Annotated in this window: 23 protein-coding genes; 5 read left to right on the top strand and 18 right to left on the bottom strand. The window is 70.2% G+C overall.

Annotated features, from left to right (window positions below; all coding sequences use genetic code 11):
- The first annotated feature begins 119 nt into the window (after positions 1-119).
- Positions 120-1103, top strand: coding sequence for a GGDEF domain-containing protein (locus Q0863_RS12525; protein ID WP_298578369.1), 984 nt, complete (start codon positions 120-122; stop codon positions 1101-1103).
- A gap of 69 nt (positions 1104-1172) precedes the next feature.
- Here Q0863_RS12525 and Q0863_RS12520 read toward each other — a convergent pair whose 3' ends face one another.
- The 5 genes from Q0863_RS12520 to Q0863_RS12500 form a co-directional block, all read right to left on the bottom strand.
- A complete protein-coding gene (locus Q0863_RS12520) occupies positions 1173-2858 on the bottom strand; it encodes a GspE/PulE family protein (protein WP_298578367.1) in 1686 nt (561 codons plus the stop codon).
- Positions 2859-2965: 107 nt separating this feature from the next.
- On the bottom strand, positions 2966-3217 hold the full coding sequence (locus tag Q0863_RS12515; protein ID WP_298578366.1) for a hypothetical protein: 252 nt from the start codon (positions 3215-3217) through the stop codon (positions 2966-2968).
- Between the two features lie 8 nt (positions 3218-3225).
- Positions 3226-3987, bottom strand: coding sequence for an ABC transporter permease (locus Q0863_RS12510; protein WP_298578364.1), 762 nt, complete (start codon positions 3985-3987; stop codon positions 3226-3228).
- Positions 3984-4922, bottom strand: coding sequence for an ABC transporter ATP-binding protein (locus tag Q0863_RS12505; protein ID WP_298578362.1), 939 nt, complete (start codon positions 4920-4922; stop codon positions 3984-3986). Before Q0863_RS12505 ends, Q0863_RS12510 begins: the two co-directional genes overlap by 4 nt.
- Positions 4923-5176: 254 nt before the next feature.
- Entirely contained in the window at positions 5177-6055 is an 879-nt protein-coding gene (locus Q0863_RS12500; protein ID WP_298578360.1) for a pseudouridine synthase, read from the bottom strand.
- Between the two features lie 600 nt (positions 6056-6655).
- Between Q0863_RS12500 and Q0863_RS12495 the strand changes: the two genes are divergently transcribed.
- The gene (locus tag Q0863_RS12495) at positions 6656-7450 is read left to right on the top strand and encodes an alpha/beta fold hydrolase (protein WP_298578357.1); all 795 of its coding nucleotides are present in this window, start codon (positions 6656-6658) and stop codon (positions 7448-7450) included.
- A gap of 212 nt (positions 7451-7662) precedes the next feature.
- On the top strand, positions 7663-8058 hold the full coding sequence (locus Q0863_RS12490; protein ID WP_298578355.1) for a DUF1801 domain-containing protein: 396 nt from the start codon (positions 7663-7665) through the stop codon (positions 8056-8058).
- Positions 8059-8116: 58 nt separating this feature from the next.
- Here Q0863_RS12490 and Q0863_RS12485 read toward each other — a convergent pair whose 3' ends face one another.
- Together Q0863_RS12485 and Q0863_RS12480 are read right to left on the bottom strand one after the other, a co-directional pair.
- Positions 8117-9223, bottom strand: coding sequence for an alkene reductase (locus tag Q0863_RS12485; RefSeq protein ID WP_298578353.1), 1107 nt, complete (start codon positions 9221-9223; stop codon positions 8117-8119).
- 65 nt (positions 9224-9288) lie between these two features.
- Positions 9289-10050 (bottom strand): hypothetical protein, encoded by a 762-nt coding sequence (locus Q0863_RS12480; RefSeq protein WP_298578351.1) that lies wholly within the window; start codon positions 10048-10050, stop codon positions 9289-9291.
- Positions 10051-10278: 228 nt separating this feature from the next.
- On the opposite strand from Q0863_RS12480, the gene Q0863_RS12475 reads away from it, so the two are divergent.
- Positions 10279-10656, top strand: a complete 378-nt coding sequence (locus Q0863_RS12475; RefSeq protein WP_345780525.1) for a YciI family protein — start codon at positions 10279-10281, stop codon at positions 10654-10656.
- 25 nt (positions 10657-10681) lie between these two features.
- Here the strand turns inward: Q0863_RS12475 and Q0863_RS12470 are convergent, their stop codons facing one another.
- From Q0863_RS12470 to Q0863_RS12450, 5 genes are all read right to left on the bottom strand, one after another.
- On the bottom strand, positions 10682-11044 hold the full coding sequence (locus tag Q0863_RS12470; protein WP_298578349.1) for a hypothetical protein: 363 nt from the start codon (positions 11042-11044) through the stop codon (positions 10682-10684).
- A 105-nt stretch (positions 11045-11149) separates the two neighbouring features.
- Positions 11150-12085 (bottom strand): acyltransferase, encoded by a 936-nt coding sequence (locus Q0863_RS12465; RefSeq protein ID WP_298578347.1) that lies wholly within the window; start codon positions 12083-12085, stop codon positions 11150-11152.
- Positions 12086-12182: 97 nt separating this feature from the next.
- Positions 12183-12674 carry a hypothetical protein gene (locus tag Q0863_RS12460; protein ID WP_298579010.1) on the bottom strand — a complete coding sequence of 164 codons (492 nt, stop codon included), beginning with the start codon at positions 12672-12674 and terminating at the stop codon, positions 12183-12185.
- Between the two features lie 24 nt (positions 12675-12698).
- Positions 12699-13526, bottom strand: coding sequence for a hypothetical protein (locus Q0863_RS12455; protein ID WP_298578345.1), 828 nt, complete (start codon positions 13524-13526; stop codon positions 12699-12701).
- Between the two features lie 21 nt (positions 13527-13547).
- On the bottom strand, positions 13548-15041 hold the full coding sequence (locus Q0863_RS12450) for a beta-N-acetylhexosaminidase (protein WP_298578343.1): 1494 nt from the start codon (positions 15039-15041) through the stop codon (positions 13548-13550).
- Between the two features lie 623 nt (positions 15042-15664).
- On the opposite strand from Q0863_RS12450, the gene Q0863_RS12445 reads away from it, so the two are divergent.
- On the top strand, positions 15665-16765 hold the full coding sequence (locus Q0863_RS12445; protein ID WP_298578341.1) for a flavodoxin family protein: 1101 nt from the start codon (positions 15665-15667) through the stop codon (positions 16763-16765).
- Positions 16766-16784: 19 nt separating this feature from the next.
- Here Q0863_RS12445 and Q0863_RS12440 read toward each other — a convergent pair whose 3' ends face one another.
- The 6 genes from Q0863_RS12440 to Q0863_RS12415 form a co-directional block, all read right to left on the bottom strand.
- Positions 16785-17273 (bottom strand): GFA family protein, encoded by a 489-nt coding sequence (locus Q0863_RS12440; RefSeq protein ID WP_298578339.1) that lies wholly within the window; start codon positions 17271-17273, stop codon positions 16785-16787.
- A gap of 209 nt (positions 17274-17482) precedes the next feature.
- Positions 17483-19654 carry a hypothetical protein gene (locus tag Q0863_RS12435; protein WP_298578337.1) on the bottom strand — a complete coding sequence of 724 codons (2172 nt, stop codon included), beginning with the start codon at positions 19652-19654 and terminating at the stop codon, positions 17483-17485.
- Positions 19655-19740: 86 nt separating this feature from the next.
- Entirely contained in the window at positions 19741-20331 is a 591-nt protein-coding gene (locus Q0863_RS12430) for a DUF5666 domain-containing protein (RefSeq protein WP_298578335.1), read from the bottom strand.
- Between the two features lie 176 nt (positions 20332-20507).
- A complete protein-coding gene (locus Q0863_RS12425) occupies positions 20508-21461 on the bottom strand; it encodes a glutaminase (RefSeq protein WP_298578332.1) in 954 nt (317 codons plus the stop codon).
- 92 nt (positions 21462-21553) lie between these two features.
- Positions 21554-22339 (bottom strand): DUF4344 domain-containing metallopeptidase, encoded by a 786-nt coding sequence (locus tag Q0863_RS12420; RefSeq protein ID WP_298578330.1) that lies wholly within the window; start codon positions 22337-22339, stop codon positions 21554-21556.
- 349 nt (positions 22340-22688) lie between these two features.
- Positions 22689-23249 (bottom strand): outer membrane beta-barrel protein, encoded by a 561-nt coding sequence (locus tag Q0863_RS12415; protein WP_298578327.1) that lies wholly within the window; start codon positions 23247-23249, stop codon positions 22689-22691.
- Between the last annotated feature and the right edge of the window lie 99 nt (positions 23250-23348).

Genomic DNA, 23348 nt, shown 5'->3' with positions numbered 1-23348 from the left:
CGTTCACGCATCGGGAGGCGCCGGTCCGCTAGCCTCGATTGGAAGGCCGATGGCACAACGCCGACACCCGGCGTCCGGCATCGGACCCGTACCGACAACCGCGGAGGCCCAGCACGCAGATGTGGAAAGACAGGCTCAAGGCGGACTTCCAGCTCGCCCTCATCGTCCTGTTCGGCGCCATCACCGTGATCGGCGTGACGCCGTTCGCCGTCCGTCGCCTGGCCCAGGGGCAGACGCTGGCGGGCGTGCTCGACCTGGCGATCATCGCCTGCATCGCGGCCGCGGCCACCATCGCCTGGCGCACGGGCCGCACCCGCAGCGTGTCGATCTTCCTGGCGGTGGCCTATTCCCTCGGCTGCGTGGCGATCGCGCACATCGCCGACCTGTCGGGCGTGCTGTGGGTCTATCCGGTGCTGGTCGCCAACTTCCTGCTGACCACGCGGGTGGCCGCCCTGGTCATCTCGGCCACGGCCATCTTCGCCATCGCCCTGAGCGACGCGGCGCTGCCGGACGTCACGCTCAAGCTCGGCTTCGTGGTCTCCGCCAGCGTGGTGAGCCTGTTCTCCTTCGTGTTCGCGGCCCGCGCCGCGGCCCAGCATGCGCGCCTGGAAACGCTGGCGATGCGCGACCCGCTGACCGGTGCGCACAACCGCCGCGGGCTGGACAGCGAGCTGCGGACGGCGATGTCGCAGAGCATCCACGGTGGCCAGCCACTGGGCCTGCTGGTCTTCGACCTGGACCACTTCAAGCAGGTCAACGACACCTACGGGCACCTCGCCGGCGACGACGTGCTCCGGCAGCTGGCCGACCTGGTACGGGCCAACACGCGCATGGCGGACCGCTTCTTCCGGATCGGCGGCGAGGAGTTCAGCCTGCTGCTGCCGGGCGCCACCGCGGCGTCGCTGCACGATATCGGCGAGAAGCTGCGCATGGCCGTCGAACGCGAGATCAAGTGCGGCGGCCGCCCGGTCACGATGTCGGTGGGGGCGGCACCGTTCCGCGTGGGCGAATCGGCCGCGCAATGGCTGGCGCGTGCCGATGCGGCGATGTACGAGGCCAAGCGACAGGGACGCAACCGCACGGTCATGGACGAAGGCGGCTAGTCCGGCGGGTCGACCCCGACAATCCGCGGGTGATGGCGGTCTGCTGCGCCAAGGCCGCAACGCACCGCGTCAGTCCGCGCGGACCCGGTACGCCTCCGCGAGCGAGATCCGCCCTTCGCGCGCCATCCGCAGCGCCGCCTCGGTAATCGGCACCATGCCGGCGGCCAGCGCGACCCGGTGGATGCGGTCGGCCTGCACGCCCGGCTCGATCATGTCCCGGATCTCGGGGCTGATGCGCATCAGTTCGTAGACCGCGCTGCGGCGGAACACGCCGGTGCCCTGGCAGCGCGGACAGCCTCGCCCGATGCTGAATTCCTCGTCCGCGCCGACGCCAAGCGCGGCCCGGATCGCGGCCGGCGGCTCCTCGACGGTCCGGCAGTGTTCGCAGGTCAGGCGGACCAGGCGTTGGGCCATGATCCCCGTCAGCGCCGCGCGGAGCAGGTAGGCCTCCACCCCCAGCTCGAGCAGCCGGGTCACGGTCGTCGCCGCGGTATTGGTGTGCAGGGTGCTCATCACCAGGTGCCCGGTGAGCGCGCTCTCCACCGCCATCGCCGCTGTTTCGCGGTCGCGGATCTCGCCCACCATGATCACGTCCGGATCGTGGCGCAGGAAGCTGCGCAGCGCGGTGGCGAAGGTGACGCCGATCTTCTGGTTCACTTCCATCTGCCGGACGCCACCGAGGGTGTATTCGACCGGATCCTCGACGGTCAGGATGTTCACCGGCTGCTTGCGGATCTCCTGCAGCATCGCGTACAGGGTGGTGGACTTTCCGCAGCCGGTGGGCCCGGTGGTCAGGAACAGGCCGTGGCTGCGCGCCATCTGGTCGTCCAGTTCGGCGCGGTCGGCGGGTGACAGGCCGATCTGCTCCACCGTCTTGAGGCTTTCATCGGTGTCGAGCAGGCGGATCACCACGCTTTCGCCCAGCACCGTGGGCACCACCGAGATGCGCAGGTCGATCGGACGGCCGCCGTCCACCTGGAAGGTGCCCCGCCCGTCCTGCGGCCGGCGGTGCTCGGCGATGTCCAGGTCGGCGAAGACCTTGATTCGGTTGATCGACAGCTGCGCCACTTCGGTGAGGACGTCGCGCTGGTGGACCATGTTGCCGTCGATGCGCAGCAGCACTTCGTAGTGCTTCTCGCACGGGCGGATGTGCACGTCCGAGGCGCGCTGGCGGATGGCCAGGTCCATGATCCTGCGCATGGTCTGGATCATTTCCGAACGCTGGCCGAGCTCCTCGTGGCGCGTTGCGCGCACCTGTTCCGTACGGCCAGGCTCCTGTCCCATCTGCCGCGCGATGCGCAGATCCTGCTCGTGGGCCGACTGCGGATCGTGCTTGCCCAGGCGTGCGGTGCTGGTGGCCACCAGCGGCACGACCGGGTGGGACGCGGCAAAACCCAGCATCGACACCTGGGAAGCGTCGGTGCCGGCGTCGATGGCCACGGCCAGGTAGCCGTGCGCGTGCAACAGCGGCGTCGCCCGGAGGCGCTGCCCGGCATGTCCGGGAAACCATTTTTCCGCGTCCGCATCGGGGGGCAAGGAGCCCATGTCCACCAGCGGCAGTCCGAGCCGGTGCGCGTGTTCCCATGCCGCCCCGCCGTCATCGCCGGCCAGGATGAGCCACTGGTCGCGTTCCAGCGCCAGATCCGGATGCAGGGCTTCGTGCCTGCCCTGGGCGAACGCCGCCAGATAGGCGTCGAGCTGCGCCGGGGTGCGGATGACCGTTGCGAGGGAACGGTCCGGACCGTTGCTGTCCATGGAACCGCCAAGGGTGGCTGCGGGGACCCCATTGTGCCCGCTCGCCGGGTGCGCACGCCTTGCGCTGCATCAAGCCTGGCGATTGCGTCAGCGCGTGGACGGGCCGGTCATGTCGGAGAAAGCGCGAAGCCGGCGGCGGCAAGGCCGAGGAAGACGCCGTTCACCGCCAGGTGCGGCAGCGGCGACCGCCCCACCAGCCGGAGGTCCCGTGCGCGCGTCAGCAGTCGCCCCAGCGGCACGACGGCCACCAGCCACGGCAGCCAGGGCACCGGCACGATGGCGCACAGGACCAGCGGTGCGATGGCGATGCCGACCACGTGCAGGTCCAGCGCGTCGACCCACTGGCTGGAGCGGGGCATGGCCGGCCTCAGTTCCGAAGCTTCCAGCCGCTGCGGAAGATCCACCAGACCGCGGCCAGGCACAGCGCGAGGAAGCCTAGGATCGCCGCCATGCTGATGCGCACGTCGACATCGGCCACCCCGTAGAAGCTCCAGCGGAAGCCGCTGATCAGGTAGACCACCGGATTGAACAGGGTGATCTTCTGCCACACCGGCGGCAGCATCGAGATCGAATAGAACGCGCCGCCCAGGAACGTCAGCGGGGTCACGATCATCAGCGGGATCACCTGCAGCTTCTGGAAGTCGTCGGCCCACAGGCCGATGATGAAACCGAACAGGCTGAAGGTCACCGCGGTCAGCAGCAGGAAGCCCAGCATCCAGGCCGGGTGCGCGATCTCGTAGGGAACGAACACGCGCGCGGTGGCCAGGATCAGCACGCCGAGGATCAGCGACTTGGTGGCAGCCGCGCCGACGTAGCCGATCACCACCTCGAACCACGACACCGGCGCGGACAGCAGCTCGTAGACGGTGCCCACCCATTTGGGCATGTAGATGCCGAACGAGGCGTTGGAGATGCTCTCGTTGAGCAGCGAGAGCATGATCAGACCGGGAATGATGAAGGCGCCGTAGCTCACCCCGTCGATCTGGCCCATGCGCGAGCCGATCGCGGCGCCGAACACCACGAAGTACAGCGAGGTCGACAGCACCGGCGAGGCGATCGACTGGGTGATGGTGCGGAAGGTGCGCGCCATCTCGAAGCGGTAGATCGCGCGGATCGCGTGCCAGTTCATGCGTGTGCCTCCTGTGCGCCATGCACCAGGCCGACGAAGATTTCCTCCAGCGAACTTTCGCTCGAATGCAGGTCCTTGAACTCGATCCCCAGCTCGCCCAGGCGCCTGAGCAGCGCGGCGATGCCGGTCTCCTCGGTCTGCGAGTCGAAGGTGTAGACCAGCGCGTAGCCGTCGCCGGACAGCTCCAGCGGCAGCGCCGAGAGCTCGTCGGGAATGGCTTCGAGCGGATTGTGCAGCGACAGCGTCAGCTGCTTCTTGCCCAGCTTGCGCATCAGCACGTGCTTGTCCTCGACCACCACCAGTTCGCCCTTGTCGATCACGCCGATGCGGTCGGCCATCTCCTCGGCTTCCTCGATGTAATGCGTGGTCAGGATGATGGTCACGCCGTGCTCGCGCAGCTTGCGCACCAGCGCCCACATGTCGCGGCGCAGTTCCACATCCACGCCCGCGGTGGGTTCGTCCAGGAACAGGATGTCCGGCTCGTGCGCCAGCGCCTTGGCGATGAGCACGCGGCGCTTCATGCCGCCGGACAGGGTCATGATCCTGCTGTCCTTCTTGTCCCACAGCGACAGGTCGCGCAGCACCTTTTCCAGGTGTGCCGGATCGGGCGCCTTGCCGAACAGCCCGCGGCTGAACTTCACCGTCGCCCACACCGTCTCGAAGGCATCGGTGGACAGCTCCTGCGGCACCAGCCCGATCCGGCTGCGCGCGGCTCGGTAGTCGCGCACGATGTCGTAGCCGGCGGCGGTGACGGTGCCATGGCTGGGATTGACGATGCCGCAGATGATGCTGATCAGGGTGGTCTTGCCGGCGCCGTTGGGCCCGAGCAGCGCCAGGATCTCGCCCTTGCGGATCTCCAGGTCGATCGACTTGAGCGCCTGGAAACCGGAGCGATAGGTCTTGCCCAGGTTGCGGATGGAGATGATGGAAGTCACGGGCGTCCTGCGTGGATGCTTCGACGAGGCGGGGATCGTACCGGACCGGTCGCGACGCCAGTGTCCCGCAGCCGGGAGTCACCATCCCGGCCGCCGCGCGGGTTGTGCAGGACGTGTGGATCGGCGCGGAAGAACCACGCTTCCGGCGTGTCCGGAAACCCGGGTGCCCGACGGCGCCCTGTGCAGCGGTGCGCCAATCGCCTGGCCGGATGCGCGCGTTGTGGCCTGCCCGCTCGCGGCCCCGAACGCGACGCTCAATCCGCGTCGAACCCGGATGCGACCGTGAAGTGCCGTGCCTCGCCGCTGACCGGATCGTCGAACGCCAGCGAGTGCGCGCAAAGCCGCAGCGGCCGTGCCGGATCGTCCACGCCCGGCGCCTGCAGCTGCGGATACAGGCGGTCGTGCAGGATCGGCGCGCCCAGCGCGGCCATGTGCACGCGCAGCTGGTGCTTGCGTCCGGTCACCGGCTCGAGCCGGTAGGTCCAGGTGTCTTCGCCACGCGCGGCCACCTCGACCACCGTTTCGCTGTTGGCCTCGCCCGGCGCCTCGCGCATGCGGAAGAACGGCTCGCCCCGCTCCAGCCGGCTGCGGTGCACATGCGGGAACGCCAGGCCCGGCAGCGGCGGCGCCAGCGCCAGATAGTGCTTGCGGATGCGGCGCTCGCGGAACAGCGCGTGGTAGCGCGCGCGACTGGCCGGATCGGCCGAGAACAGCACCAGGCCGGCGGTATCGCGGTCGATCCGGTGCAATGGCACCAGCGCCGGGTTGCCGAGCCTTCCGGCCAGTCGCGTGAGCAGGGTCTCGCGCACGTAGGCGCCGGTCGGCGCGACCGGCAGGAAGTGCGGCTTCCAGGCCACGACCAGGTGCGCATCGACGTGCAGCACGCGCTCGGCATGGGGAATCGCCGGCTCGTCGGCCACTTCGCGGAAATAGCGGATCTCCATGCCCGCCCGGTACCCAGCCTCGACATCGAGCGCGAGGCCATCCGCGCCCAGCACCCGTCCGCGCGCGAAGCGGTCGCGCCAGGTGGCTTCGCCGACCTGCGGAAACCGCGCGCACAGCGCTTCGAGCACCGTCGTCCAGGGCCCGCGCGGCAGCTGCAGCCGGCTGGGCGGCACGCCGGCCTGGCTCATCGCCGCTCCGCCGCCACGGCCAGGCGCAGGTCGCTTTCGTACGCCTCGCCTGCGCCGAATGCCTGTCCCACCGCCGGCAGCGGCGGATCCGCTGCCGCTGCGTCGCTCCTGCCGATGGCCTCGTGCTCGCTCACTGATCGCCCCGGCCCGAACCTGCATCGAATCTATAGCAAAACCCCGGCGTCCCCCATCCACAGCGGAAGCCGCGACCGGACCCAATGGGTACGACGCCCATGTCGCAGGGCGTCGCGGTCGGTGGCGGAAGCTCCGGGGCGTCCTCGTTCGACGCGGGGATGCGCGACGTGGCTGCCAATGCGCTGGACCTGGCGGTGACGCCACCCGCCCGGCCCTGGCGGTGTGGTCCGCGGGATCGTCGAGCGCCTTGCACGCGACGAGGCGCAGGGCCGCACCCGGTGCGTCGAACCGCAGCGCGTCGTCCGTTGCGGATGCAAGCGTTGCGCACGCGCAAGCCTGCAACCGATCCGGCCCCGGAATGTCGTGATCGCTTTATGGAATCGCGGGCGTTCCCGCGTCCGCCCGGCGTTGCGCGCGTGGCACCCTGTCGCGCGTCGCATCCCTCCGGCCTTCCAGCGAGTGACCATGAACCAGCCTTTCCGCCGACTGACCGCACTGCTGTTCTTCGCCTGCTTCCTCGCCCTGTCAACGCTGCCCGCGGCCGCTGCCGACAAGCACACCTTCGTGCTCGTCCATGGCGCGACCGCTGGCGGCTGGGAGTGGAAGCGCACCGGGCAGTTCCTCACCGACGACGGACACACGGTCTACCGCCCCACCCTCACCGGCCTGGGCGAGCGCGAGCACCTCAACAGCACCGGGATCGACCTGCAGACCCACATCGACGACGTGGTCAACCTGATCCTGTTCGAGGACCTGCACGACGTGGTCCTGACCGGGCACAGCTATGGCGGCATGGTGGTGACCGGGGTGATGGACCGGATTCCCGAACGCCTGCGCCAGGTGGTGTTCCTGGATGCCGCGGTGCCGCAGGACGGCCAGTCGATCTGGGACCTGTTCGACGGCCAGGGCCAGGATCCGGAGCGCTTCAAGGACGGGTTCATGCAGGTGCCGTGGGTGAAGCCGGGGGACAAGCCGCCGTACAGCGTCAAGCATTCGGTCAAGTGCTTCAGCCAGCCGGTGTCGTACCGCAACCCGGCCGCGCTGGCGCTGCCGGTGAGCTACGTGGCGTTCGTGCCGAAGGACAAGTCGGCCGAAGAACGCGCCAGGACCGACAGGAGCTGGCAGAACGCGCAGGCCCGCGGCTGGACCATCCGCACCTTCCCCGGTGGTCATGTCGCCCACCAGGAAGACCCGCGCGGCGTGGCCACGCTGATCGAGGAGCTCGCGGACCTGGGTGGTTCAGTCAAGGCCGCGCGATAACTTCGCCGCAGCCGCAGCCGCCTTCGCTACAGGCGGCCGCGCTTCATGCCGGCCGGCATCGCGCCGGGCCGCAGCCTGGGTCGTCCCGCCCATGGCGGTTGCTCCACCGGCCGCGACGTCCTAGCCTGAGCGGCGCCGCGGCATCCGGGGCGACGGCATGCCCGCATCGCCTGGCCATGGCGCGGAGCACCCGCCAGCGAAGGAGGAGTCCCATGCCGAAATCGCGCGCACCGGCAAGCAACCGCAAGCCGCCGGAGCCTTCGAAAGACCACGCCGAGGTCGCGGACTGGCTCGAACATGTCATGCCGGACCTGCATCCCATCGTCGCCCACCTGGACGGCCTGATCCGCAAGACCATCGCCGGGCTCCATTACGCGGTGAAGTGGAAGAAGGCCTACTACGGCCTGCCCCGCCATGGCTGGATCATCGAGATGGTGGCCTACGACGTCTCGGTCAACCTGGTGTTCTTCGGTGGCGCGCAGTTCGACCCGGCCCCGCCGCTCGGCGAGGGCTCGCGTTACGTCAAGATCCGGACGCTGGACGAGGCCCGTGGCGATGACGTGCAGAGCTGGATCGAACAGGCGGCGAAACACCGCGGCTGGACCTGACGGGCCGCACGGCGCGAACCGGTCCGGGGTGCGCCAGGGCGTCGTTCCGCACGGCCGCTCAGTCCTGCCCGTCGAGCGTGGGATAGTCGGTATAGCCGCCCTCCCCGCCGCCATAGAAGGTCGATGGATCGGGCGCGTTGAGCGCGGCGCCGACGCGAAAGCGCTCCACCAGGTCCGGGTTGGCCAGGTACGAACGTCCGAAGGCCACGGCGTCGGCACCGCCCGAGGCGATCAGCGCATCGGCCGCCTCGGCCGTGTAGCCGCCGCAGAACACCAGCATGCCCTCGAACTGCCCGCGCAGTGCGCGCCGGAAGCCAGGGTCGAGCTTCGGCCCGCCGGCCCAGTCGGGTTCGGCAATGTGCAGGTAGGCGATGCCGCGCCGGCTGAACTCCCGCGCCAAGTACAGCGCGCTCTCCTCGGCCTGGTCGTCGGCGATGCCATGCCCGCTGAAATGCGGGGACAGCCGCACGCCAACGCGTTCGGCGCCAAGCACCGCAATCGCCGCGTCCACCGCTTCCAGGGTCAGCCGGGCGCGGTTTTCCAGCGAACCGCCATAGCGGTCCGTGCGCAGGTTGCTGTTGGTGGAGAGAAACTGCTGCAGCAGGTAGCCGTTGGCGGCATGGATCTCGACCATGTCGAAGCCGGCGCGGTCCGCGCGCCGGGCCGCCTGCGCATAGTCGTCCACGATGCCCCGAATCTCGTCGGCCTCCAGCGCACGCGGCAACGCGGTCGGCTCGTTGCCGGCGGTGCCGTCGGCCCGCACCACGAAGCACCGGGCGCCCTCGGCGGCGATCGCCGACGGCGCGACCGGCGCCGCGTGGCCGGGCTGCAGCAGCGGATGCGAGATCCGTCCCACGTGCCACAGCTGCGCGGCGATCTTCCCACCCTTCGCGTGGACCGCCCCGGTCACCAGCGCCCAGCCGGCTTCCTGCGCATCGGTATGCATGCCCGGCGTCCACGCGTATCCCTGCCCCTGCCGCGAGATCTGCGTGGCCTCGGACACGATCAGGCCGGCACCGGCGCGCTGGGCGTAGTACTCGGCGTTCATCGGCGTGGGCACGTCGCCCGGCTGTCCGGCGCGCGAGCGCGTCAGCGGCGCCATGAGCACGCGGTTGGGCAACAGGAGGGAACCGGTCTGGACCGGCGAAAGCAGGTGGGGATACATGGATGTCCTCGTACAGGGGGAATCAAGAGGCGGGTGCGGACGGATCGGCGCGCTGTCGCGCGCCTTCAGCCGAAGCGCGCTCGATGGCGGTCCAGCGTGCCCGACACCCTGGCCAGCGCGGCCTCCATTTCCCGGGCAAAGCCGCCCGCGTCCAGGCGCCGTACCGCCGAATGCGCGGCGCAGACGATGCGGGTCCCGTCCCATCGTTTCGCCAGCGCCCGCGCCCAGGCGCCGTAGGCATCCGCCGCCCCGGCTTCGGGCCTGAGCGCGCGCGAGAGCATGGGATGCATGCGCAGCGACGACTGCGGCAGCAGGCGTCGCAGGAGTCCGGGCGCGGCGATCACGTTGAGGGTGTCGTCGACATGGACGATGCCACTGTGCCGATGCCGCACCAGCACCGACGCCACATGCACGCGCTCGTCGGGACAGACGAACTCCACGCCATCGGGCACCGTCAGGTCGAACACGTCGGCGAGCGGGTGGTCCGCGCCCCAGTCCTCCACCGGCGCCTGCGACCAGGGCAAGGCCGGCGCCTGGCGGCGGTGCCGCGCGGTCCCGTACAGCGCGGCCGACGGGAACAGGCGATGCACAGCGTCCACGTGCAGCGTGTGGAACGGGTGCACGTGCACCACCGCGTCCACCTGCGCGCCGTCCCCGGTCAATGCCAGCAGCGCGGCGCGCTGCGCAGCGTCGAGCGGGCAGCCATCCACGACCACGAAGCGGCCGTTGGCCCGCCTGACCACGGACATGTGCGTGCCGACGTCGAGCACGCCGCCCACGCGGTGCGGACCGCGCAGGTTCCAGAACGATTCCGCCAATGCCTGCATGCCCGCAGCATAGGTGGCGGGCAGTGAAGGAATGCTGGTGGCGCCTGCGTGCGGGATGCACGGCCCGCCTGCCGCTGCGACGGCCGGTGCCGGCGGACCACGTCCCGCGGCGGCTGTGGACGCCAGTTTCGCGGGTGATGTCGATGTCCAGCCCGCTGCTACGTCGTTGCCGACAGGCCAACGATTCCGGCGGCCAGGCAAACAAGCAGGAGACGAGCCATGCGGGTGATGGTGCTGGTGAAAGCCACCGAAGACAGCGAGGCCGGCGTGCTGCCGACGGCAGAGGCGTTCGATGCGATGGGCCGATTCAACGACGCGCTGGCCGCGGCCGGCATCATGCAGGCCGGGGATGGCCTCAGGCCGAGTACGCAGGGCAAGCGCGTGGCGTTCGATGGGCCGCGACGCACGGTGATCGACGGGCCGTTCACCGAAACCCGCGAGCTGGTTGCGGGCTTCTGGATCTGGGAAGTGAAGGACATGGACGAAGCGGTGGCCTGGGTGAAACGCTGCCCCAATCCCATGCCGGGTCCCAGCGAGATCGAGATCCGTCCGATCTATGAAATGGAGGACTTCGCCGCCGTACTGGATCCGCAGGCGTCGCGATGATCGCCTGCCTGTCCGGGGCTGGCGATCAGGCGCCCTCGTCCTCCTCCAGTTCCAGCACGAGCCGGCGGACCTCCTGCGGCCAGCCGCAGGCCTGCGCCAGCTTGCCGGCCCAGTCCCTGGCCGCCTTCTCGTCGGGCACGCGGACCACGGCGAACCCGCCCAGCCATTGCGACGCCCCGTCGTAGCGTCCGTCGGCGAACCGCACACCGTCCTCGACAGGCGCCACGCTGAAGGTCCCCGTTTCCTCGAGCCCGCCGGCCAGCACATAGACGCCGGCGACGCGCATGTCGTCCACCACGGCCTGGGCCAATGGGCCGCGCTCGCGGATCCACGCGTCGCTGCGCGCGCCGACCCATTCGCGGTTGAAATAGATCATGTAATGCGTCATCGGGATTCCCTGCAGGTGGCCGCCATCGTGGCGGCCGTCCAGTCGCGACGGATGGAGCGCCCGCGATTCGACATCGCGGGCCCGGTCATCGGTGCGCCGCAGGGATCACGTCGCGTCGCTGGCAGCGCCGTCCGGCGATGTGGACGGATCGGGCCGGCGCGCGTCTTCCCCGAGCAGGCGCGACAGTTCCTCGTCCTTCTCCCGCCACAGGCCGTTCATCCACTGCTGGAACCGCGCGCGGGCCGCGCGTTCCTGGCTTTCGCCATCCGCGACCGGCGCCGCCGGCAGCGGCCGCTGGCGGATCGAGACGCGCACCATGGGCACGCGGCCGGCCATCAGGTCGACCATGGTCGGCCGGCCATGCGGATAGGCGATGGTGACGTCCAGGATGCCGTGCAGCGCATCGCCCATCGCATCTAGCACGTAGGCCACGCCGCCGGCCTTGGGCTTGAGCAGGTGCCGGTAGGGCGAGGACTGGCGTGCGTGCTTCCCGGGTGTGAAGCGGGTGCCCTCGACGAAGTTCATCACCGACACCGGGATTGAGCGGAACTTCTCGCAGGCGCGCCGCGTGGCCTCCATGTCGCGTCGTCCCAGCTCGGGATTCCTGGCGATCTGGGCCCGCGTGTGCCGGCCCATGAAGGGGAAATCCAGCGCCCACCACGCCAGTCCCAGCAGCGGCACCCAGAACAGCTGCCGCTTGAGGAAGAAGCGCAGCAGCGGGATGCGCCGGTTGAATATCTTCTGCAGCACCAGGATATCCACCCAGCTCTGGTGGTTGGCCAGCACCAGGTAGTGGCCGTCGGGCCGCAGTTCGGCGGTGCCGGCTACCTCCAGGCGCGTCCCGGTGAAGTGGTCGATCAGGAAGGTGTTCACCGCGATCCAGCTCTCGGCGATGCCGGTCAGCAGCGAGTTGCAGGCCAGTCGCAGCCGCTGCGACGGCAGCAGCGCCTTGAGCAGGGCCACCGCCAGTAGCGGGACCACATGCACCACGGTGCTGGACACCACGACCAGCAGGATCAGCACGGCTCGGAGAAGCGACATCAGGCGCGGCGACACGGTTGCGGGAGGGTGCGCAGGGTAGCGCAAAGCCGGCCGGGCACGCCCACGAACGCGGGCTCGTCCGACGGTGCCGAGGTCCTCAATCGTCGCTGGCGAAGCGGATCACCAGGCCGGCACGGTCGTCCGTCGCCCAGAGGGCGCCATCGTCGGCGACCGCAAGGCCCACCGGCGACCCTTGCGGTCGCAGCCCGGGGCGCCGTCCCCACCCGGGGGTCAGCACGACCGGCGTCGCCGCCGGGCTCGCGCCGTAGGCGCGCGGGCCCTGGCCATGGACCGGGAAGCGCGGCCGCGCATCGGGCACCGGCACGCCGCGCGCATCCACCGCGAAGCTGGCGATGCGGCCGCCGACCGAACGGTGCCCGTGCCAGCTCATCAGCAGCCGCCCCCGCAGCGCCGGGAACATCGTGCCCTCGTACCAGAGCATGTCCAGCGGCGCGGCGTGCGGTGGCAGCAGCAGCGCCGGCGCGGCGTGCGCATCGGAGCGGCACCAGGCCTCCCGATCGCGCCAGGCCGGCGTGGCCCCGGCGATGTCGGCGCAGTAGGGCCAGCCGTAGTGCCGGCCGGCCTCGATGAGGTTGAGTTCCTCGAAGGGCGACTAGCGGGCGTCGAAGTCGTAGCTGTTCTCCGCCTGGAGCACGTGGCCGGACGGATGCACCGCCAGCGCCAGCGAGTTGCGCAGGCCGCGTGCGAACACCTCGTGGTCCGCTGCCCAGCGGCCGTCGCCGACATGCCGGTACAGGCGCAGGCTGGCGGCGTCCCCGATGCCTTCGCTCTGCGCGCACAGTCCCGACGCCGTGCGCGCATCGGGTCCGGCGCACTGGTCGCTGGGTGCGCCCACGTTGACCAGCAGGTCGCCATTGGCGAGGAACACGAACTTCGACAAGGGGTGCCGGTGCGCGTGCAGGCGGTTGTCGGGCAACCCGCCGACCACGGTGTCCACGGTCGCGCGCGGGTCCGGGGCCAGCGGGTCGAACCGGAAGATGCGGCTCATCTCGCCCACGTAGACCCGGCCGTCCGGGCCGCGGGCGATGGCGTGCGGCAGGTGCAGCCCGTCGAGCAACCGCTCCACCCGGGCCGGTTCGCCGGGGCGGGCGTGCAGTCGCCACACCACGCCGCGTGCGCCCTCCCAGGCGCCCAGGTCGGTCACCAGCCAGGTCTCCGGATCGAGCTGCAGCAGGGTGCGCGGCAGGCGCAGCGGGCGCGCCGGATCCCGTGCGGTCGGCCCCAGCACCAGGCCGGCGCACATTCCGGGCAGCGTGTCGATGGCCAGGCGCGGATAGCCGCCGCAGGGCGCACCCTGCACGGCGTGGGGTTCGCGCGCCGCGCAGGCCAGCGCCGGCAGCAGCGACAGGCAGGCCAGGACGCAGACGCGCAGACCGGTCAGCCCGACGCGCGCCCGTCCCGTGGCCTCATGCCCTTGCATGCGGTTCGGCCGGCCTGTCGATCAGCGTCCGTCCGTTGCCCAGCCGAGGTCGGGCTCGGGGTAATAGGCGACGCCCATCGCGTCCAGATGGGCACGCAGCGCGCCCATGCGCTGCACGAATCCGGCGTAGCTGCGCCGCCGGGCGGGACTCCATGCCAGTTCCGCCGATGCGGCCAGGCGTGGCCACAGCCGGTTGTCCGCGGCCTCGTCGGTGTGCACCAGCTCCGTCCACAGCGCCGCCTCGATGCCGACCGCGGTCGTGTAGGGCGCCGGATCGAAGCCGTACAGCCGCGCCAGCGGCACCCCCTCCTTGCGGCACCAGTCGTAGGTCTGCGGCTGGCCCGCGTAGTTGCCGTGGTCGATGTAGAAGTACGAGCACGGCGACAGGATCAGCGGATGCCCCTTCGCCACCGCAGGCGCGATGTCGTAGCCGTCGTTCCACAACTGCAGCAGCATGTCGGGGCCGGTGTCGGCGACCGAGCCTTCCTCCCATGCGATTGCGGTGCGCCCCATCGCGTCCACCATCGCAGCGACCCGCGCCACGAAGTCGGCGTACAGCGGATGCTTGATCTCGTCGCCGCCGATGTGGATCTCCTGCGACGGGAAGATCGCCAGCACTTCCTCCAGCACCTCGCGCACGAACGGATACACCACGTCCGGCTTGTCCAGGCACAGCACGCTGAAGCCGACCTCCAGCCCCGAGTACGGCGCCAGGTTGTCCTCGTCGTCGCAGGCCAGTTCGTTGTACGACGCCAGCGCCGCCTGCACGTGGCCCGGCATGTCGATTTCCGGAACGATGGTGATGCCGCGCGCCTGGGCGTAGGCCACCAGGTGGCGCAGTTCGTCCTGCGGATACCAGCCGCTACGCCCGCCCTGCACCGCGCTGGCACCGCCGATCTCCACCAGCTTCGGATAGCGCCTGATCTCGATGCGCCAGCCCTGGTCGTCGGTCAGGTGCAGGTGCAGGCGGTTCAACTTGAAGAAGGCCATGCGGTCGATCGTCTTCTCGACGTAGGCCAAGGGCAGGAAGCTCCTGGCCACGTCCAGCGACAGCCCGCGCCAGCGGTATACCGGCGCGTCGGCGATCTCCAGCCGGGCCAGCCGGTATTCCGGCTGCGCCTGCGCCGGCAGCAGCTGCCGCAGGGTCTGCACGGCGTGCAGCAGGCCGGTGTCGGTCTGCGCGCGCAGGCTGATGCCGTCGGCCACCGAGAGGCGATAGCCCTCCTCGCCGAGCGCAGCATCCTCGCCCATCTGCAGGCGGATGCGGACGGGCGCGGCGTCGCTGACGACGATGCCCAGGTCGTCCAGAGCCCGCCGCACGGCGCGCGCCGCGACCGGTGCGCTGGCGTCCGCGTCGAGGGCCACCGTGCCGGAGAACCGCAGTTCGCCCGGATGCGCATGGATCGACTGCGGCACCGGCACCAGATGCATCGCGTCTCGCGGGCCGTCTGCGGCCGCAACCGGAGCGATGCCCGCAAGGGCCAATGCGGTCGCCAACAGGAGCCTGAGCTTCATGGGATCCTCGTCTCGAGTGAGGCGGCAGGGCCGCGAAAGCCAGCGCGCACTTTCCCCGCAGGGCCTGCAAAAGTCCACCCTGCAAAACCGGTTGCGAAGGCTCCCTGCGAAGGGACGCGACAGGACATTCCGTGTCCGCCGCCGGGATGGACATGGACCTTCGCCAGCATGCCGGAGGACGGTTGAAGCGCCCGCTGCGTCGATGCAGTGGCCTGGTCGCGGCGTGTCCGGACGCCGACGGCGACGGACACCGGCTGACCGCACGCCGACCGCCCTGGCCTCCGGAACGTGCCGCCCTCCCCCGTTCCCGCGAGGCAGGCGCATACTTGGCCGGAGCACTGCAACCGCAGTCGGCGCAGCGCGCCAGGAGTACGCCATGAGCAAGGGTCTGAACCAGAAAAAGGAACAGAAGAAGAAGCCGGCCAAGACGATGAAGGAGAAGAAGGCGGAGAAACGCGAGAAGAACGCCACCAAGGCATTCGCGCCCACCTGAGACGTCCGCGAGTCCTCCCTGCCGGTCCTCCGGCGCGTATCCGGCGCCGCGCGCGGCAGGGGCAACCGGTTGCACGCCGGGTTCACCGGGTGACGGGCTAACGTGGCTGTCCGTCGCACACCGAGCCGCCATGCCCCGCGAGCCTGACGCCTTGACTTCGCGCGTGCCCACCCCGCGGACCGGACAACCCGATCCCAAGCTCACGCGCGAGGAGTTCGAACGGCGCTACCGCGCGAACTTCTTCGATCCCGCGTTCGACGCCCACGGCGACGCCATCGACCGGCTCGCCGCCGTCGCCTGGGAGGCGTACGACCAGGGACGCAAGGCGCCGCGAACGCAGCCGGCGGGCGCAGGCTTCCACGATCCGGCCTACCAGCTGTCCGACGAATGGCGCGCCGCCCGCGATGCCATCCGCGCCGCCGAAGCGCGCCGGCAGCGGCCCGACGCACCGCACCGCGTGTTGCTGGTGTGCGCGTCGCCGCGCAGCGAACACACCTGTCCCGGGGAGATGTCCAAGACCTGGCGCCTGCTCGAGGCCGCGCGCGAGGCCGCATGCGCAGCCGGCGCGGACTGCGACGTGCTCGAACTCAATCGGCTCACCTCCGAATACGGCCGCAACATCCATCCCTGCAAGGGCTGCGTGTCCACGGCGATGCCGCTGTGCCACTGGCCGTGCTCCTGCTATCCCAACCACGCCCTGGGGCAGCACCAGGACTGGATGAACGCCATCTACCCGCGCTGGGCCGAAGCGCACGGGGTGATGATCGTGACGCCGGTGCACTGGAACCACGCGACTTCGCCGCTGAAACTGATGATGGACCGGCTGGTGTGCGCGGACGGCGGCAATCCGGATCCCACCTCCACCGCAGGCAAGGACGCGGCCCGCGCCAAGCGCATCGAGCTGGACGGCTGGAACTACCCGCAGCATCTGGCAGGCCGCGCCTTCGCGGTGGTCGTGCATGGCGATGTCGAGGGTGCGCAGCCGGTCCGCCACGCGCTGTCGGACTGGCTGCGCGGCATGGGCCTGGTCGATGCCGGCGCGCTGTCGCAGGTGGACCGCTACGTCGGTTACTACGCGCCCTATGCCACCAGCCACGACGCGCTCGACGCGGACCAGGCGCTGCTCGAGGAGAGCCGCAATGCGGCACGCGCCCTGGTCGAACGCATTGCCCAGCTGCGCGCGGGCCAGGTCGAGGCCGGTTCGCAGCTGGAGCTGCCGCGGCAGAAGTGAAGCCCCGCGCGACCTGCGTTCAGTCCTGCAGCAGGCCGTGGCGCCGATGCCAGTCCTCCAGCGACTCGCCCGGCGTGCCGTCCAGTTGCACGTCGTGGGGACCGTCCGCCACCTGCACCCAGTTGGCCCTGGAGTCCAGCAGCATGTGCACGCGTTCGGGCGGGCGCGGCAACGGCGTGTCGATCGCCGAGGCGTGCGGATGCACCAGGTCCGGCCATTCCGGGTCGAACATCCACAGCGCGCTGCCGCAGGCGGTGCAGAAGTGCCGGCGCCCGGAACTGATGCGGCAGCCGCCCGCGTCGTCGCGGATCTTCGCGTTGTAGACGCCGAGGTGCTCGGGCCCCTCCACCTCCAGCGTGTCGGCACGCGCACCGAGGTTGACGGCGCTGCCGCCACCGCCCGCGGTCTTGCGGCAGATCGAGCAGTAGCAGTGCAGGAACGGCGCCGGCGCGTACGCCTCGCAGCGGAAGCGGACGTTGCCGCAATGGCAGGAACCTTCGATTCGCATCGGGACGCTCCGGCTGGGATGGTGATCGCGGACGGTAACGCTTCGGCCGCGAACCCGGCGTCAGCGGGCGCCCGCTCTGCAGCTGCAGGAGCCATCCGTGATGTTCGCGCAACCGGGAAAGCTGGCCGGCATACCGTTGCAAGACACATCGCTCGATGCCGCCGCTATCGGCCTGGGCAGCCCGTTCCCCCTCCCGTGCCGCGGGGCCTCTACTGCCGAGCCATCAGCGCCAGGAATTCCGGATCGTCGCGATAACCTGCGAAATCGCCGTCGCGCAGGAACTGTTCCGCCGGCTTGCCCAGGCGCAATGCCGCGGCCGCGTGCCGCAGCATCCGTGGCTTGTCGTCCTGCAACGCGTGGAAGCAGGCCAGGTTGTAGAGCAGCGTGCCGTTGGTGTGCGTGTCCGGATCGAACTTCTCGCCCACCAGCGTCGCCATCACCGCGTCGACCAGTGGACGATCCTGTGGACGGCGGATCCCGACCGCCAGCGCCTGGCTGGCGATCACGCTGGTGTTGTAGACCGTGGAGGGATCGTCCTGGTGCATCGACGTATGCGGGTGCACCTGCGCCAGGTAGTGCGCCACCAGCCGCAGGGATGCATCGGCGCGGCCGCTGCCATTGAGTTCGCCGACCAGGCGCGCATAGCCGGCGGTGACGAAGGGCGCCATCCTCGCCACGATGTCCGGGTCCTGCGCCAGCGTCTGCGCCTGCAGTTCGAACCGGTCCAGCGCGTGGTCGCTGCCGGCGAGTATGGCGTCGGCGCTCTGTCCCAGCTGTGCGGCACGGCTCGGCGGTGTCGGCTGGCCCTCGCGCGGATACCAGGGTCGGAAGGGGGGACGCCGCAGGTAGGCCAGCTGCGCGGATTCCAGCGCGACTTCCGCGCCATCGCGACGCAGCAGCAGCCGCATTCCGTCCACCTCGCCGAACAGGTCCGGCACCTGCAGCAGCAGCGAGACCGGCCCGTCGCCGCGCGGCAGGCGTGCGAAAGCGTCGCGGGTCTGCCGCGGATCGAGCCTGGCCTCGAGCACCGCATGCGCCTCCGCATCCCAGGGCGATCCCCAGGACACCCGCAGCACGGTCGGCAGCGCCGTGAGTGGCTCGCCATCGGCATCGAGGGGGAAGACCGGCGCGATCACCCGAGGCCCTGGAGGCCGTGCGCGCCACCAGCGGTGCACCGTGCGACCGTCCTCCAGTTCGACCTCGCCGCTGACCGCGTCGCGCGCCGTGACCGGGCCATCGAAAGCGGGCAGCCATGCCGGTACGGGCCGGGCGGCGACGGATGCGGCGTGCGCGCTCTGACGCGGCCGCACCGCGTACATCCCCAGGTCCTCGCGATACAGCGCCCACAGCGCGCCCTCGCCCGCGCGCTCCATGCCGTCGCGCATGCGCACGCGCAGCCACGGGCTCGCGCCCGCGATCACGCTGGACGGATCCCACCAGTCCACCGCGTGCAGGAACTCGTAGTCGCCCGCATCCCTGGCCACGACCACCTTGAACTGAAGCACCTCGTCGCCGAGCCGCATCCGGGTATGCGCATCGCCGACCCAGTAACGCTCCGGCGGGCCGCCGGGCAGATGCGGGGCGATGACCTTGGCCACGCCGCCGGCCACGGTTTCGAGCACGTTGGCGATCGCGCCGCCTTCCATGTGGTAGCGGCGGCGGTCGAAACCGACCACCTCCACGCTGCGCTTCCCGCCGGGATCCCCCTGCGCGAACGAGCGCGGAAGGATTTCCACCATGCCGGGGTCAGGCGCGGCCAGCCCCTCCAGGCAGGTATCGGCCCAACGCACATGGTCGTCGGTGGACGAGCGCGGCGTGCAGTAGGTATCCACCCGCTCGCGATGCCGGCTGATGTCCATCCGCCAGGCCCGGTCGCCGTCCCACAGCCAGGCCCAGGCGAACGTGTCGTCCTTGCCGTAGGCGACGATCCTGACGGCCGACAGCGCGGCTTCCAGCTGCGCCGGCTCCAGTCCGTTTCCGTCCACCGCCGGCGCATAAGGCTTGCGGTCGCGCACGCCGGTGTGAACCCAGTCGACGTAGCCGTCCTCGTCGAAGGCGATGCCGTTGCGATGCATCGCGCCGGGCATGTCGAGCGTATCGAGCAGGCGGCCGTCGGCGCTGAAGCGCCACAGATAGCCGCCGGCCACGACGATCAGCTCTTCGCGCGCCGGCAGGGCGAACATCGCCTCGATCTCGCCCTTGATCTGCCTGCGCACTTCCAGGCCGGACGACGCGGCCAGGTTCTCCGACAGGCGCGGGAAGTCCGGATCGCGCCGGGCGGCGAACAGCAGCGAATTCAGTCCCATGATCAGGAGTACGCCAGCGAGGAGCGCCGCAACGAGGCGGGCGGACAGGACGGTCTTGCGGTCGGCTTTGCCCATGGCGCCGGCAGGGTGCCGGAAACCGCGTCCGGCCACAACGCACGGTTGCGCCGGAAACCTGCGTCGGCAGCTCGCGTCGGCAGGCGCTATCGCCGCACCGAACGCTCCACCACGATCCGCTCGGCCAGCCACTCTCCGTTGCCGAGCCTCCGCGCCTGGATGCGCACCTGATCGCCGCGGTCCAGATCCTCGGGGCGATACAGGCGCCCCTGGTACTCCACGGTGGTGCGGCCGTCGTACCGCAGCTGCCGGTCGCGCCCGTATCCGTCGCCGCCAAGGCCGATCAGCCGCGCGCGCGTGTCGACGAAGGCGACCGTGCCGCGCGTGTCGTCGTAGGCATCGATACCTCCGCCACCGGGTCCGCGGTCGCGGACATCGCGCAGCACCTCGACCGAGCGCGCCAGCAGGTCGCGGCCCGACTGCGCGACATCGATCCGCACCACGTCGCCGCGCTCCAGGCCCTCCACCGCAGCCTCGCGCCCCTGATGGAACAGGCGGGTACGCTGGTCGTAATGCACCTCCATCCGACCTGCCCGCCCGCTGCGGGGATCGTCGACCACCAGCAGGATCCGGCCGTAGGACCGGTCCAGTCCCTCGACGGTGCCCTGCACATGATGGCCCCAGGACGACGGATACCCGCCCGGCGCCTGCCCGTATCCCCCCCGGGTGACCGCCATGGCCGCCGGGACTCACGCAGGCGGCCAGCAGCAGCACGCCGGACGCCAGCAATAGCCCGAGACCGCGCCTGATCCTCTCCATCGCCTGCTCCCGATCCGCCTGTCCGGTCGCCATCATCGCCCGTGGCCGTGAACCCGGGGTCGACTCCCGGCCGCGCCGGGTCGGACGTGTCGACTCAGAACACCGACAGCCCGGTCATCCGCGTGAACCGGTGCAGCGCATATCGCCCCAGCAGCGAATTGCCCTTGTCGTCCAGGCCGGGCGACCACACGCACAGGCCCATCACGCGCGGCACCACCGCGACGATGCCGCCGCCCACCCCGCTCTTGGCCGGCAGCCCCACGTAGAAGGCGAAATCCCCCGCCGCATCGTAGGTGCCCGCCGTCATCATCAGCGAATTGATGCGGGTGGCGCCCTCGGCGCTGGTCACCTGCCGGTCCGAGGACGGGCAGTGGCCGCCATCGGCGAGGTACTGGACGCTGCGCGCCAGGTCCACGCAATCCATGCGCAGGGAGCACTGCAGGTAGTAGAAGTCCAGCACGTCCTGCACCGGATTGCGCAGGTTGTCGTAGCTGCGGATGAAGTTGGCCAGCGCCACGTTGCGGTAACCGCTCTCGCGCTCGGATTTCGCCACGACCTCGTCGGTGCCCACCTCCGGGTTGCCGGACCGCGCACGCATGAACTCCAGCAGCGTGCCTTCCGGATCCTCATAGCCGGACAGGATGACGTCGGCCGACACCAGGGCGCCCGCATTCATGAAGGGATTGCGCGGAATGCCCTTCTCGTGCTCGAGCTGGATCAGCGAGTTGAACGGGTCGCCGGAAGGCTCGCGGTCCACCCGCGTCCACAGTCCGTCGCCGACCGCCTCCAGCGCCAGGGTCAGGGTGGACACCTTGGAGATGCTCTGGATCGAGAACGGTTCGCGCGCATGCCCCACCGAGTGGACCCGGCCGTCCAGCAACGCCAGCGCCATGCCGAAACGGTCCTTGGGCACATCGGCCAGCGAGGGGATGTAGTCGGCCACCTTGCCCTCGCCGAAGCGCTGTCGCACTTCCTCGTGGATGGTGCCGAGGATGTCGTCGAGATCGAGCCGCCCCAGGTCCTGGGGATTCGGCGGGAACTTGCGCATGCGGGGTCCGTCGGCTGCAGGAAGCGCCACTGTAGGAGCGCGCGGCGTGAAATCGCGTGAGGCCCTCGATGGACCGGTACCGCTCGCGCGGATCAGTCGCGCTGCTCCAGGTAGCGCCTGGCCTCTTCGACGTAGCCCTCGGAACCCGGTGCCAGGTGCGGCAGCAGCAGGCGCAGCCAGGCGCGGCTGGCCAGGCGCATCTCGCGCGGGCAGCCCCTGGCGCGCGCGGCGGTCAGGTCGCCCGACTCGACCATGCCGGCAAAACCGGCCGGATCCGTGCCGTAGATCAGGCACTGCAGGTTGAAGTAGCGCTGCTCGCCGAGCGCGTGCTCGGCGGCATAGGCGTCCAGGTTGTAGGCGCCGGTGCTGCGCGAAAGCATCCAGTTCGCGGCCATGCGCAGGTTGTCGATCACCTCGGCCGGTGATTCCTCCACGCTGGCGAAGCGCAGCATCAGGATCGCCGCCAGCTGGTCCACCGCGTCCTCCTGGCGGCCGGTGACGGGCAGGTCCAGCAGATGCACCAGCGCGTGGCCGGTTTCGTGCAGCACGATGAAGCGCACGTTCGCACGCACGTAGTGCAGCGGATGGCCATCGTCCAGTCCGAGCGCACGCTGGTGCGCCTGGCCGCGCTCGTAGAGCGTGCGCAGCGTCTCGTAGCACAGCACCACCTCGGCATCGGCCGGGCGGTAGAACGCGCCGAACTCGCCACATTCGGCGGTGACGTAGCGCAGCCGCCGCGGCAGCACGAACATCCCGTCGATCGCCTGCACCTCCGGCAGCTGCCGCAGCAGGTCGGCATCGCGCACGCGCAGGTGGATGCGCTGCAGTCCTGGGGAAACAGGCGGCGCATACGCGTATTCGAAGTGCGGCGCCGCCATCGGCGTCGCCCTGGCGGTCGCCGTGCGCTCCGTGGTTCCGGCCTGCGATCGCGCAGCGGCTGGCGGAATGCCGCAGGCCGCCGCCAGGCATACCAGCACGCTCGCGATGCGGCACAGCCGGAACATGGATACGCGTCGTCCTTGCTTCAGGAAGGAACCGGTCGGGACGCAGCGCGCCGGTGCGCCGTCCCCGCCACCCTACCGCCGCCAGGAGTGCCGCATCAAGGACGGCCCTGCTGCTGTCGGGGCCGGCGCAGCCGCGGCAGTCCGCACGTCCACGCCGATCGGGCGGGCGCAGGACAAAAAAAGGGCCGCCCGGAGGCGGCCCGTGTCACCGTGCCGGGGACGATCAGAAGCGGTATTCGCCGCCCACCGCGATCGTGTCGACGTCCAGGTCCACGCCCTCGATGTCGGCCTGGCGGCGGTCCCAGTTCAGGCTGAGGCCAAAGCGCGGGCTGAAGTCGTAGCCGGCGCTCACGCCGAAGTACGGCTTGATGTCGCTCTCGTCGTCGATCACGTCGAATTCGTCCTCGCGCACCTGCGCGGTCAGGCGCGCCACACCGGCGCGGCCGCCGACGAAGAAGCCGGTGTGCGGGCCACCGAAGCTCTTCTTGACCGCGACGCCGACGCCCATCGAGACCAGGTCCAGGTCGATGTCGTCTTCCAGTTCGGTGTTGTAGAGCGAACCGACGTGGCCTTCGAGCGCCACGAACTCGTTGAACCAGTAGCCGCCCGAGAAGACGGCGGAAGTGTCGTCCTCGCTGCCCGCATCGACCCCGCCGATTTCCAGGTCGATGTCGCTGCGCCCGATCTCGCCGCGGATGTAGCCGCCGGCGGCGTCCTGCGCGAGCGCGGTTCCGCTCAGCGAGGCGATGGCCAGGGAGACGGCGAGCGTCAGAATGTTCTTCATGATTCCTTCCTAGGTATTTGATTGTCGTGCCCAATGGGCACGCATATGCTGCAGCGCAGCGCCGCTGGCTTCAATATTTCCGCAAGAGGCGGTTTGGCC

Origin of the sequence: uncultured Luteimonas sp., from assembly GCF_947492465.1 — a bacterium.
In the GTDB taxonomy this organism is placed as follows: Bacteria; Pseudomonadota; Gammaproteobacteria; order Xanthomonadales; family Xanthomonadaceae; genus Luteimonas.
The sequence above is the reverse complement of the archived record's forward strand: the minus strand, read 5'-3'. Positions and strand labels throughout refer to the sequence as shown.

What these genes read in the sequence shown, in the direction of transcription:
- Q0863_RS12525 (WP_298578369.1), top strand. Translation starts at nt 120, where the DNA reads ATGTGGAAAGACAGGCTCAAGGCGGACTTCCAGCTCGCCCTCATCGTC.
- Q0863_RS12520 (WP_298578367.1), bottom strand. Translation starts at nt 2,858, where the DNA reads ATGGACAGCAACGGTCCGGACCGTTCCCTCGCAACGGTCATCCGCACC.
- Q0863_RS12515 (WP_298578366.1), bottom strand. Translation starts at nt 3,217, where the DNA reads ATGCCCCGCTCCAGCCAGTGGGTCGACGCGCTGGACCTGCACGTGGTC.
- Q0863_RS12510 (WP_298578364.1), bottom strand. Translation starts at nt 3,987, where the DNA reads ATGAACTGGCACGCGATCCGCGCGATCTACCGCTTCGAGATGGCGCGC.
- Q0863_RS12500 (WP_298578360.1), bottom strand. Translation starts at nt 6,055, where the DNA reads ATGAGCCAGGCCGGCGTGCCGCCCAGCCGGCTGCAGCTGCCGCGCGGG.
- Q0863_RS12495 (WP_298578357.1), top strand. Translation starts at nt 6,656, where the DNA reads ATGAACCAGCCTTTCCGCCGACTGACCGCACTGCTGTTCTTCGCCTGC.
- Q0863_RS12490 (WP_298578355.1), top strand. Translation starts at nt 7,663, where the DNA reads ATGCCGAAATCGCGCGCACCGGCAAGCAACCGCAAGCCGCCGGAGCCT.
- Q0863_RS12485 (WP_298578353.1), bottom strand. Translation starts at nt 9,223, where the DNA reads ATGTATCCCCACCTGCTTTCGCCGGTCCAGACCGGTTCCCTCCTGTTG.
- Q0863_RS12480 (WP_298578351.1), bottom strand. Translation starts at nt 10,050, where the DNA reads ATGCAGGCATTGGCGGAATCGTTCTGGAACCTGCGCGGTCCGCACCGC.
- Q0863_RS12475 (WP_345780525.1), top strand. Translation starts at nt 10,279, where the DNA reads ATGGTGCTGGTGAAAGCCACCGAAGACAGCGAGGCCGGCGTGCTGCCG.
- Q0863_RS12470 (WP_298578349.1), bottom strand. Translation starts at nt 11,044, where the DNA reads ATGACGCATTACATGATCTATTTCAACCGCGAATGGGTCGGCGCGCGC.
- Q0863_RS12465 (WP_298578347.1), bottom strand. Translation starts at nt 12,085, where the DNA reads ATGTCGCTTCTCCGAGCCGTGCTGATCCTGCTGGTCGTGGTGTCCAGC.
- Q0863_RS12455 (WP_298578345.1), bottom strand. Translation starts at nt 13,526, where the DNA reads ATGCAAGGGCATGAGGCCACGGGACGGGCGCGCGTCGGGCTGACCGGT.
- Q0863_RS12450 (WP_298578343.1), bottom strand. Translation starts at nt 15,041, where the DNA reads ATGAAGCTCAGGCTCCTGTTGGCGACCGCATTGGCCCTTGCGGGCATC.
- Q0863_RS12445 (WP_298578341.1), top strand. Translation starts at nt 15,665, where the DNA reads ATGCCCCGCGAGCCTGACGCCTTGACTTCGCGCGTGCCCACCCCGCGG.
- Q0863_RS12440 (WP_298578339.1), bottom strand. Translation starts at nt 17,273, where the DNA reads ATGCGAATCGAAGGTTCCTGCCATTGCGGCAACGTCCGCTTCCGCTGC.
- Q0863_RS12435 (WP_298578337.1), bottom strand. Translation starts at nt 19,654, where the DNA reads ATGGGCAAAGCCGACCGCAAGACCGTCCTGTCCGCCCGCCTCGTTGCG.
- Q0863_RS12430 (WP_298578335.1), bottom strand. Translation starts at nt 20,331, where the DNA reads ATGGCGGTCACCCGGGGGGGATACGGGCAGGCGCCGGGCGGGTATCCG.
- Q0863_RS12425 (WP_298578332.1), bottom strand. Translation starts at nt 21,461, where the DNA reads ATGCGCAAGTTCCCGCCGAATCCCCAGGACCTGGGGCGGCTCGATCTC.
- Q0863_RS12420 (WP_298578330.1), bottom strand. Translation starts at nt 22,339, where the DNA reads ATGGCGGCGCCGCACTTCGAATACGCGTATGCGCCGCCTGTTTCCCCA.
- Q0863_RS12415 (WP_298578327.1), bottom strand. Translation starts at nt 23,249, where the DNA reads ATGAAGAACATTCTGACGCTCGCCGTCTCCCTGGCCATCGCCTCGCTG.